Below are 10,234 nucleotides of genomic sequence, written 5' to 3' on the forward strand. Positions count from 1 at the left end.
CCAGAACCCTTTCCGGCTACTTGTTGAGGGCGCTGTTGTCGCAGCCCACCCTCGAGCCGATCGGAGTGGCCTGTCCGCCGGCGCTGCCCTCACCGTTGAGCGCGTTGCCCAGCAGGCCGTTGAGGATCCCGACCTCGCCGAGGACGTCGACGTTCAGGTCGTGTGACCGGCACTGGGAACCTTGGCTGACACCGACCTTGTTCTCGCCGCCCTGCCCGCCGTAGGCGTACGAGGTGCCGGCGCCGAAGACGCCGACGCTTCCGAGGGCAACGGCGACGACAGCAACCTTTTGAAGCTTGCGCATTTCTTCTCCATAGATTGAGCGGAGCGATCTGTGAGCGATCGACTTCGTACAGTTGCGGAAAGTTAATACGAAAGATCCGCAGTTGCTGAGCGACGCGCCGGATGTTATGAGCGTCATGAACCGGTATCGGCCCCGGAACGGTCCCATGTTCCGCGCGGCCAGGGGATTCAACGGGCCGAGGCGGACTGAACAGCTCCTTGGTGAACCACCCGTTCGGCCGTGCCGCGTACGACTCGTTCGGTCGGGCGCAAGCGAACGGGCCCCTCGGGGGAAATACTCCCGAAGGGCCCGCGGTCGGCGTCGGGTGCGGCTGCCCCGGCGACCTTCTTACTTGCTGAAGGCGTGGTTGAACTGGCCGCAGGCGAAGCCCGTCTCTTCGGGCACCGCGAGCAGGCCGAACGGGAAGTGTGCCCCGGCGAACGTCTGCGGGCTGCACTCCTGGTACGGGCGGAAGATGTCGTTCGCCCGCGCCTTGGCGCCATCGTGGGCATAGGCGGTGCCGGCGCCGGCACCGATGGCGGACAGACTGCCGGCCGCGGCGGCGACGAGCATGACCTGCTGAAACTTGCGCATGGAACCCTCGACCCTTCGGTCCCTATACAAGGAGACCTAGTTGCTGGTTGTGACCGCGCGAACACTAGCAGTAGTCAAACTGGGCGTTCCACTTCGTTGGGCGTCTTGTGTCGAGCTGTGGCGGAGGACTTGCCCACACTATGTGGCAACGGATCGGCCGCGGCGGCCTATTCGGTCCCTGTGGGCTTTCTTTTCGTCGGCGACAAGGGAAGGCTGCGCCGTCGAAATCCACTGTCTCCGCTGGGAATTCGGCGAGTGCGGGTGATGTCGTGGTGAGGGTGCCGTGAAGGGGTGGGTGTGTGAGCTCCATGTTGACGTCAGGGGCAAATGGGTGACTGTGGAGCGGCTTCCGTGACCCTGTTGGGGGGTCGTGTCGTTTCTCCCTCGGAGGGAGTAGGGGAAGGGTTCGCGGTGGCGTTGGCCTTTCCTCGGTCCGAAGGTTCGCGCTGCGCGCCTTCGGTGGACCGTGTTGATGTCAAGTGGTCTGCTGTCGCTGCCTTGTTGGGAATCTTTGAGAGCGAATTCGGAGGAGTGGTGAGGGGGTTTGCGGTTCGTTTTGCGGGACGTTGGCGGGTGTGTCGGTGGGCGCCTTTCGCGGGTCCATAGGGGGAGCACTCCTGTTGCGGGCTCGACACGAAGTGTGTAAAGGGAGGAAATGCACGACTGATTACGCTCGGTGTGCATATACTCACACTAAGTAGTCAAGGCATGTCTCCATCCACACGCAATCGAGGATCAAGGGTTCCATGCGCACACTTCAACGAGTCGCCATCGTCGTCGCAGCGGTTGGCTGCCTGTCCACCGTAGGTGCCGGAGTCAGCCTGGCTGACGGCGGGCCGGAGGCCAACGCCTGGGCCGTTTCGTCGTCCGCCGCGGGAGCCACTTCGCGTGGCGGTGGCTACGGCGGTGAGCAGGCCGCCCCGCAGCCGGCTCCGCAGGCCGCTCCGCAGCCGATGCCGCAGGCTCCGGCTCCGCAGGCCGCCCCGCAGCCGGCTCCGCAGCCGATGCCGCAGCCGGCTCCGCAGGCCGCCCCGCAGCCGATGCAGCAGGGGCCGGCTCCGCAGTCCGAGGGCCGCCGTGAAGACATCAACGTCAACCAGCGCACCATGTGCCGGTCGCACGACCTGAACGTCGACGTCCTCGGCCAGGTCGGCGTGCTCAACGGCCTGCTGGGCAACGCGATCAACGGCGAGGGTGACGGCGGTGGGCAGCACACCCACCAGGGTTCGCGGATGGGCTGCGACAACGTCGCCCTCCGCAAGTAATTCGGAAGGGGTTCTGGTGCCCGGCCGCAAGGCCGGGCACCAGAACCCTCTTTCGGTATTCCCCCGGCTCGGGCGTGAACCGATACACGGTATTTCGCGCCCGGGCATCGATCGTAAAGGAACGCAGTACATGTTCAGTCGGAATCAGATCGCAGCCATCGCGGCACTCCTCGGCGGCGTCGCCGCGGCCTCTGCCTTCGCCCCTCAGGCGTACGCAGCGGGAGCGGATGGCTGCAACCGTGGCGTCGAGGGCAACAGGAGCTGTGTCCACAGGAGCGGGGGCTCCTTCATCGGCAAGGACGGCAGGGACCTCGTCGTCAGGCAGGCGCAGAGGTGCTCCTCGGCTTCCCGGGAGCGTCTGATCTGGCCCGAGAGCGGCCTGCTGGGCCACGGAGACACGGAGATCGGTCCGCACCTGAACTGCTCCAACAGGCTTCCCGCCCCCAAGGAGTTGAAGCGGCTGCGCGCCGAGTTCTGATCTCACGCGATCGACAGCCGGGCCAGGTTCATCCTGTGCCCGGCTTTGCCGTGCCGTGCCGTGCCGTGGCGGGGTTGGGGTCCGCTCGCCCGCGATGTCCCGGGGTAGGTGTGCTGCTGCCGATGGGGTGCCCAGGTGGGGCGCCCGCACGCAAGACTCCGGGGCGATGGCGGAAGGTACTGCCGTCGCCCCGGAGTCGGTGGCTACTTCTGTGCGCGAAGACTGTTCCGCTCGGTGGGGCCGTCGGATCGGGTTCGATGCGACGTGTGGACGGCCCACTTCACAGGATGCCCGGTCGGAGGTCCCCAATCACCCTGGATCGTCCGGGGGTTGGGGGAGGGCGAGCGTGAGTCCGGCGCCCGGCCGGTGGCACGGGCGCCGGACTCGTTTTCCGTTACTTGAATGCGTCGTTGTCGCAACCCATGGTCGAGCCCATGTGAGTGGACTGCGCGCCCGGTGCGCCTTCACCGCCGAGCAGGTTTCCGGCCAGGCCGTTCGCGATGCCGACCTCACCGAGGACATCGACGTTGGTGTCGTGTGACCTGCACTGGGAGCTCTGCTTGATGTCGAAGCGGGAGCCGCCGCCTCCCTGGCCACCGGCAAAGGCGGTGCCGGTACCGAGGATGCTGACGCTGCCGAGGACGGCGGCCACGAGAGCGGCCTTGTGAAGCTTGCGCATTTCTTCTCCGGTGGGTTGAGCGGATGGTGTCGCTGAAGTACCGATTTCGTACTTGTGGTGAGGATAGTGCTGAATGTCCGTGGAGTCGCTTAACGACGCGCCGGATTGTATGATTGAGGTTTTGTGATCTGTGCAGGTCAGAAGCGGTTTTGAGGCCCTTTCAGGTCCCGCCGGCCGCCGTCACCGCATGGCAACCCACCTGGTCGGCCGTATGTGCCGACTCTTTTTTGACAGTGCCGCACCGCGGCCTCATGTCTGCGTGCCGCCTGCTCGTCGGCGTCCCCGAGTCGCTGGGCGATCGCGCCTCGGCAGCGCGCTTTTTCCGTGCTCGCGCGATCAGGTGACCACTTGGCGTGGACCGGCGGAGCCTGCGGCGCATGGGTGCGAGGGTGGCCAGTGCCAGAGCATGACAATTCGCGAAAGGAAGCAGGAGCCGCTATGCGCCGTGTATTTGCCGCCCTTCTGGGGGCCTTCGCCCTCGCCGGGGCCCTCTCCGTACCTGCCCACGCCGACGGTCCCGGTGCGGGCGTTCTCGGCATCCTCGGTAACCCGGTGAAGGCCACCTCCGATATTGGTCCTGTGCACATCGGCAAACTGCCGCTGCTCGGGAAGTGAGCGCCCGTCGCCGGCCGGGTCGATTACCGGGGGGCTCGTTCGGCCGGCCGCGGCGCGGGATTGCCGTGGCCGGCCGGTGAGTTCCCGGTAGGGGCGCAGGGCAATGCGGGAGGCCGGCCGGCGGTGATGTCGTCGGTGTCCGGCAAGGGTCCGGTGTGAGTCGCGCTGTGCGGTCGGAAGGCCGAATCGGGGTGGCGGTGAGATGCGCCGGGATCTTCGATAGCCTGCGGGAAACAAGATCGGATTCGGGCGGCGGAGGGCGGGTTTTCCCCTCGAAAACGGCCGGGCTGATTATCGTTGGGAATGCATCTCAGTAAAAAAGGAATATCTGTCACTCTTCAGCCGTGCGAGCATACATATCAAGCTGAAAGAGTGATCGAAATGACGCATTCGGAGCTTTCCTCCTTCGGGCTCGTTGTGTGTTGTGCGGTCCGCGGACGTGACCGCACTGTCTAGGAGGAGTCACGTGATCAAAAAGGTCATTGCCGCTTCGGTTGCCACGGGCGGCCTGCTGCTCGCGGGAGCGGGCACGTCCGTTGCCGACGCCGGTGCCGGAGGGGCTGCTGTCGGTTCTCCCGGCGTGTTTTCCGGCAATATGATTCAGGTGCCCGTGCACATCCCGGTAAACGCCTGCGGCAACAGCGTGAATGTGATCGGCGCGCTCAACCCCACCTTCGGCAACCGTTGTGTCAACGCGTCGAAGGGCCACGAGCGGCGTCGGCACCACCATGAGCAGGAGCACAAGCCGCAGATGCGGCACGAGCGGCCGGAGGTCCACCACCGGGCGGCGCCGGAGGCTCCGGCCGTCCCCGAGGAGACCAGGAGTCACCGGCAGCAGCAGCATCATCACCACCACGTCGTGTCTCACGCCCGCCCCCAGCTGGCGAAGACCGGTGGTGCGCAGACCGGCCTGGCGATCGCGGCCAGTGCCGGGCTGCTGGCCGGTGGCACCCTGCTCTACCGGCGGGGGCGGCGCGCCGCCAACAACTGAGCGAGCGCAGCGGTAACTGTCCGGCGGCGGCGCTCGCTTGCGCAGGAGCGTCGTGCCGGCAGGAAATGCCGGGCACGGACGCGGGCGTTGGCGCGGTAGGACTCGCGTCGGCCATCTCGGGCTGTGAACAGGCGACGAGGTGGTCGGCGTGCGTCCGGAACGCGGCGCGCGTGTCCGGCCGACCGTTCAGTGAAAAAATCCAGCACAGCCCGGGTCTGCGTGGTCCGGGCGACAGCTGGTCCTTCTCGGCAGTTCACCGCCGTCGGTGGTGAACTGCCGGTCTGTGAGGGGTGTGATCGAGAGGGTTCCGGGAGCCGCCGGACTTCGTTCACGCGGGGGTCGGGAGCCTGCCCTGCGCCGTACGGTCCCGCTGAGGGGGTTTCCATGACCCATCGTTGGCGGTGGCCGGCGCGGGTGTGCGGGGTGTCGCCGGCTCGGTGCCGGGGGATCGCGATGGCGGCGGTGGTGGCAGCCGCGCCGGCCGTCGGGGGCACGCTGCCGGGGGCCGTCGCGCAGGCACATGGGTCCGGTGATGCCGTGCGGCAGGGGCTGCACCGGCTGGTGCGCGAGGACCGTTACCCGGCCGCGCTGGCCGCCGTCGCCGGGCGGGACGGGTACCACCGCAACTACACCGCGGGCGTGGCGGATGTGCGGACCGGGGCGAGGGTGCCGGTCGACGGGCAGGTGCGGGCGGCGAGCAACACCAAGGCGTTCACGGCCACCGTCGTGCTCCAGCTGGTCGGCGAAGGCCGGGTGGCGCTCGACGCGCCCGTGGAGCGGTATCTGCCGGGCCTGGTGCGGGGCGAGGGGATCGACGGGCGGCGCATCACGGTACGCCAGCTGCTCCAGCACACCAGCGGGCTGCCCAACTACACGGAATTTCTCGGTGACTTCGCGACGTACCGTCACGCGCACCTCCGGCCCCGTGCGCTGCTGGATCTGGCGCTGGCGCACCGGGCGGTGTTCGCCCCGGGGACCGGCTGGTCGTACAGCAACACCAACTACCTCCTGGCCGGGCTGCTCGTCGAGAAGGTCACCGGCCGTCCGCTGGCGGAGCAGATCACCCGGCGGGTCATCGACCGGATCGGGTTGCGCCACACCTACCTCCCCGGGGTGGGTGACGAGCGTCTGCGCGCCGCCCACCCCGAGGGCTACGTCCCGGCGAAGGGCGGCGGGCCGCTGGTGGACGTCACGGAGATGGACACGTCCTGGGCGTGGGCGGTCGGACAACTCGTGTCCACCCCGGGCGATCTGAACCGCTTCTTCACGGCGCTGTTCGGCGGCGAGCTGCTGCGTCCCGCGCAGCTCGCCCAGATGCGTACCACCGTCCCGGTCGGCACCGGTCTGTGGCCGGGGGCGCGGTACGGGCTCGGCGTGATCAGCACGCCGCTGCGGTGCGGCGGTCTGATGTGGGGCCACGGCGGTGACATTCCCGGTTACCGCACGCGTACCGGTGTCACCGACGACGGCCGTGCGGTCACGGTCGCCGTGACCGCCGACCCCGCGCCGGTGGCGCAGCACCCCGATGATTCGCCGGCCTTTCTCGACAGGGTCCTGTGCCGGTGATGGTGCGGGTGGCAGTGGTGGGCTGCGGCGGTGCGGGGGTGACGGATGCGGCATGCCGCCACCCGGTGGTCGGGAGGCGGCATGCGGTGGGCGGGGCCTTGAGGGGGCTGGGACCAGTTCCGGGAGCAGGTGTGCGGAGCCAGTCGCTGCTCAGGCCACCCTCTCCCTCAGCACCACACCGGTCGGCGGCGGGCAGTTCTCCTGGATCTTGTACTTGAGGGCCGGGATGAACCGCGCGAGCTGGACCTCGGGGAAGTACGAGGCGCCCACCCGCACCCCTTCGTAAGCGGCTACCGCCCAGTCGTCGCCGATCGACATCTTGCCGCCGAGGTTCTTCGACGTCGCCCAGGTGCCCAGGCCGATGCGGCAGCCGGCGTTCTGGAACACCGCGGCCACATCCGGATTGCCGGCCTTGCCGTTGTAGACACCGCAGAAGCCCGGGGTGTCCTCGGAGAACACGGACTTGGCGCCGATGGTGGTGCAGTACGGGATGCTGGTCACCCGTACCAGCTCCTCGAACTCCTCGGCCAGGCCGAAGCGGTCGATCTCCTCGCCGGCCCACAGGACGGGGTCGAAATCGTGGTCCTGCACCAGCTTCACACACGCCTTGACCGCGGCGTCCAGCATCTTCTCGTTCCGGGGGGGGGTGAGGGGCCGCTCCTGCCGCTTCAGCCGGCCCTGCGGCGCCGGGCAGTGCGCCTCCCAGACGTCCTCCATGACTTCCAGGTAGACCGGCCGGCGGTGGGACAGGCAGGCGGTGAGCGCGCCGTCGATCTGGCTGGGGGCCAGCCCCGGGTTGGAGATCGCCTGGGCGTCCACCGTGACCTGCTTGTAGACGTCGAGGTTGCTCTCCGGGCGCTGGGACATGTGCGAGGTGAGCAGGCCGATGGCCCGCTGGTCGAGCCACTGCTCGTAGGTGGGAGCCGCGTTGATCGCGATCAGCGGGACGTACTCGGTGTAGCCGCCGCCGATCGTGTTGAGCAGGTTGAACGCGCCCACGCCGTAGGTGACGGCGACCGCGCCGATGCCCTGCTCGCCGAGCGTGATCTGCGCGTCGGCGACCTTCACCCGGGCGTACCCGTCCGCGGCCTGGCCGGCGCCGCCCTCGGTGGGGGTGCCCACCCAGCGGACCCTGGTCTTCTCGTGCAGGGTCGACAGGAACGGGCCCAGGTGGTTGCCGGGCACGCCGAACAGGTGGGTGATGCCGAGCTGTTCCAGGCGGACGGCCAGGTACTCGGCCACCCTGCAGGTCCGGGAGGTGGTCATGGGGTCAGCACTTCCTCTCGTGTCGGGTGCGCCGGCGCGGTGGCCCCGCGCCTGCCGGTGGACGCGGTGATGCCGGCGTCGGCCGCGGGCGCCTCGTTGGCGGCGATGGCCGCCCGTACGGCGGTCTCCACCGCCCCCTCGATCCAGGCGTGCTTGAGCGACACATGCTCACCGGCGAAGTACACCGGCCCCTCGGGGCGGACGACGTCGAGGTGGAAGCCGGTCATCTGGTGCGGGGTGTGGACCGCCGCCTCACCGCAGGCGTACGGGTCGCGCAGCCGGCTCTGGGTCTGGCCGGCGCCGGTGAAGAAGACCTCGATCCGGCGGCCGTGCACCGATTGCAGGTTCGCCAGGGCGTGGCGGTAGCGCTCGGCGTCGTCGAAGGAGTCCCAGCGGGCGGCCTCGTCCGACCGGGAGTAGGCGGCCAGCACCACGCCGCCCTTGCTGCCGGGGACGGGGTGGGAGGGGTAGTACATGAAGCGGTTGGCGTTGTCGGTGGTGGACCCGCAGCCGTACGCGTTGGTGGCCGGCCGAACCCCGCCGCGCAGCTCAGGAGTTGCGGTGGTACTCCACCTGCTCCTTGCTGATCCGGCTCTCGTCCACGCTCGGGTGCGCGCCGAGCAGCCCGGTGGGCAGCTTCCGCAGGCTCTGCGGCAGGGCCAGCGCCGCCTCGGCGTCGTCCTCGCCCCACTGCTGGTAGTACTCGTACAGGCCGGGCGCGATCGCGTCCAGCTCCCGCTTCCAGTCGTCCTCGGTGTACTCCCACCAGCGGCGGGAGAACTCCAGCAGCACCTTGGTGGCTTGGTCGTAGTGGGTCTCGATGACGGCCCGGCGCTTCTTGTACGAGAACGGCGGGGTCACCTTGACGAACCGCAGGCTGGAGAACGGGATGGTGACGATGGCGAGGTCACCGGTCCAGGTCCGGGTTCCCGCGTACGGTTCGCCCTCGGGCACGGTCTCGATGGCGACGGCCGAGCCGCCGGGACCGGTGAGCCCGCCGTGGTGGCCGTCGCGGCCCGGGGCGCGGTACTCCAGCCGCACCATCCGCCGGCCCAGCACGATCTGGTCCCGCAGATCCTTGGCCAGCGCCTCGGGCAGCTTGCGGCTGCCGCCCGCGATCTCCCAGTACGTGGCCTTGGGGGCGATGTCGCTGCGTCCCAGGAAGCTGTGGAAGCACGCCAGACGGAGGCGCGAGGTCATGTTCTCGACGGTGCCGATCGCCTCGACGGCCTCGTCGCTGAAGCCCGCGTACTCGCGCAGGAAGCGCCCCATCGAATAGCCGTCGAAGTCGTGGATGACATCGGCCCAGCCGGCCAGCCACTCCTTGAAGGGATTGTTGACCCGCTTTCCGTCGCTCTGCTTGACCCGACTCCGTCCGGGTTGGCAGGGGCGGACGCATGGCGGCCGGCCGCCGGGGCGCCCGGCGTGTGCCAGTGGGCTCCGGGGCGGGTCCTGCCGTGTGATGATGCCCGGCGGGCAGGAGGAAAGGCGGGCGATGGATCTCTTGCAGCTGCGCTACTTCCGGGTCGTGGCGCGTTACGAGCACGTCAGCCGGGCCGCGGAGGAGCTGCGGGTCGCCCAGCCGTCGCTCAGCCGGGCCATCGCCCGCCTGGAGGCCGAGCTGGGCACACCGCTCTTCGACCGGCGGGGGCGGCGCATCCGGCTCAACCGGTACGGCGAGACCTTCCTGCGCCATGTCGAGCGGGCGCTCGGCGAACTCGACGACGGGCGGCGGGCGTTGCGGGACGCCCGCGACCAAGTGCTCGGCAGGGTCTCGGTCGCCGCCGAGACGCTCCTGACGATCAGTGAGCTGCTGGGCGGCTTCCGCACCGCGCACCCGCGGGCCGAGGTACGGCTCCGCCAGTCGACCGCCGCGGAGATGGAGCGCCAACTGCGCGCCAGGGAAGTCGACTTCTGCATCGCGTCGCAGCCGCTGAGCGGGCCGGACCTGCACGTCGTCGAGCTGGCCCGCGAGGAGGTGCTGCTCGCCGTGCCGTACGGCCACCGGCTGGCGGACCGGGAGAGCGTGACGATCGCCGAGATCGCCGACGAGCCGTTCGTCACCACCCGCACCGGTGGCTGGCCCCGCGCCCTGCTGGAGCGTCTGTTCGCCGCGGAGGGACGCACCCCGGTCCTGTCCTGCGAGGGCGACGAGCCGGGCGCCATCGGCGATCTGATCGGCGACGGGCTGGGGATCGGCCTCGTCCCGGCCATGTCCCGCCGGCAGGGCCCGCGCGTCCCCGTCGCCGCGGTACGCCTCGACGCCCCCGGCTGCGAGCGGGTGCTCACCCTGGTGTGGAACAGGGACGCCCATGTGTCCCAGGCGGCCCTGAAATTCCGGGAGTTCGTGACCGGGTGGTCGTTCCCGCCGCACCATCTGCCGGAGCCTCGGGAGCGGCAGCAGCCGTAGCGGACACCGGGCGTATCCGGCGGCCGTGGCACGATGCCGCCATGACGATCTCCCCGCACATACCCGCCGTGGTACCGGCGGGGCGGG

11 protein-coding genes and 2 pseudogenes are annotated in these 10,234 nt (G+C 69.3%); 7 read left to right on the forward strand and 6 right to left on the reverse strand.

The window, feature by feature from the left end; genetic code table 11:
• Positions 1-16: 16 nt before the first annotated feature.
• On the reverse strand, positions 17-304 hold the full coding sequence (locus RZ84_RS31470; protein WP_043267776.1) for a hypothetical protein: 288 nt from the start codon (positions 302-304) through the stop codon (positions 17-19).
• Between the two features lie 327 nt (positions 305-631).
• Positions 632-877, reverse strand: a complete 246-nt coding sequence (locus RZ84_RS31475; protein ID WP_043267780.1) for a hypothetical protein — start codon at positions 875-877, stop codon at positions 632-634.
• A 746-nt stretch (positions 878-1,623) separates the two neighbouring features.
• Between RZ84_RS31475 and RZ84_RS38515 the strand changes: the two genes are divergently transcribed.
• Positions 1,624-2,142, forward strand: a complete 519-nt coding sequence (locus tag RZ84_RS38515; RefSeq protein ID WP_043267781.1) for a hypothetical protein — start codon at positions 1,624-1,626, stop codon at positions 2,140-2,142.
• 130 nt (positions 2,143-2,272) lie between these two features.
• Positions 2,273-2,620 (forward strand): hypothetical protein, encoded by a 348-nt coding sequence (locus RZ84_RS31485; RefSeq protein ID WP_043267782.1) that lies wholly within the window; start codon positions 2,273-2,275, stop codon positions 2,618-2,620.
• Between the two features lie 394 nt (positions 2,621-3,014).
• Here RZ84_RS31485 and RZ84_RS31490 read toward each other — a convergent pair whose 3' ends face one another.
• Positions 3,015-3,299 carry a hypothetical protein gene (locus RZ84_RS31490; protein WP_043267783.1) on the reverse strand — a complete coding sequence of 95 codons (285 nt, stop codon included), beginning with the start codon at positions 3,297-3,299 and terminating at the stop codon, positions 3,015-3,017.
• 438 nt (positions 3,300-3,737) lie between these two features.
• Here RZ84_RS31490 and RZ84_RS40010 point away from each other — a divergent pair, with 438 nt between their 5' ends.
• From RZ84_RS40010 to RZ84_RS31500, 4 genes and pseudogenes are all read left to right on the forward strand, one after another.
• Positions 3,738-3,914, forward strand: a complete 177-nt coding sequence (locus RZ84_RS40010; RefSeq protein ID WP_198540089.1) for a hypothetical protein — start codon at positions 3,738-3,740, stop codon at positions 3,912-3,914.
• Positions 3,915-4,380: 466 nt separating this feature from the next.
• Positions 4,381-4,608 (forward strand): annotated as a pseudogene (locus RZ84_RS42025) (chaplin); the annotation flags it as partial.
• A 57-nt stretch (positions 4,609-4,665) separates the two neighbouring features.
• A complete protein-coding gene (locus RZ84_RS42030) occupies positions 4,666-4,905 on the forward strand; it encodes an LPXTG cell wall anchor domain-containing protein (protein WP_241778110.1) in 240 nt (79 codons plus the stop codon).
• Between the two features lie 384 nt (positions 4,906-5,289).
• Complete coding sequence (locus RZ84_RS31500) at positions 5,290-6,471, forward strand: serine hydrolase domain-containing protein (protein ID WP_052230297.1); 1,182 nt, start codon at positions 5,290-5,292, stop codon at positions 6,469-6,471.
• Positions 6,472-6,684: 213 nt separating this feature from the next.
• On the opposite strand, the pseudogene RZ84_RS31505 reads toward RZ84_RS31500, so the two are convergent.
• From RZ84_RS31505 to RZ84_RS42040, 3 genes and pseudogenes are all read right to left on the reverse strand, one after another.
• A pseudogene (locus tag RZ84_RS31505) lies at positions 6,685-7,737 on the reverse strand (thiamine pyrophosphate-binding protein); the annotation flags it as partial.
• Entirely contained in the window at positions 7,734-8,213 is a 480-nt protein-coding gene (locus RZ84_RS42035; RefSeq protein WP_241777954.1) for an FAD-dependent oxidoreductase, read from the reverse strand. The pseudogene RZ84_RS31505 and the gene RZ84_RS42035, both read right to left, overlap by 4 nt.
• 73 nt (positions 8,214-8,286) lie before the next feature.
• On the reverse strand, positions 8,287-9,009 hold the full coding sequence (locus tag RZ84_RS42040) for an FAD-dependent oxidoreductase (RefSeq protein ID WP_241777955.1): 723 nt from the start codon (positions 9,007-9,009) through the stop codon (positions 8,287-8,289).
• 223 nt (positions 9,010-9,232) lie between these two features.
• On the opposite strand from RZ84_RS42040, the gene RZ84_RS31515 reads away from it, so the two are divergent.
• Complete coding sequence (locus RZ84_RS31515; protein WP_043267786.1) at positions 9,233-10,147, forward strand: LysR family transcriptional regulator; 915 nt, start codon at positions 9,233-9,235, stop codon at positions 10,145-10,147.
• Positions 10,148-10,234 lie beyond the last annotated feature (87 nt).

The sequence above is a fragment of the Streptomyces sp. CT34 genome, from assembly GCF_000805335.1.
Taxonomy (GTDB): Bacteria; Actinomycetota; Actinomycetes; order Streptomycetales; family Streptomycetaceae; genus Streptomyces.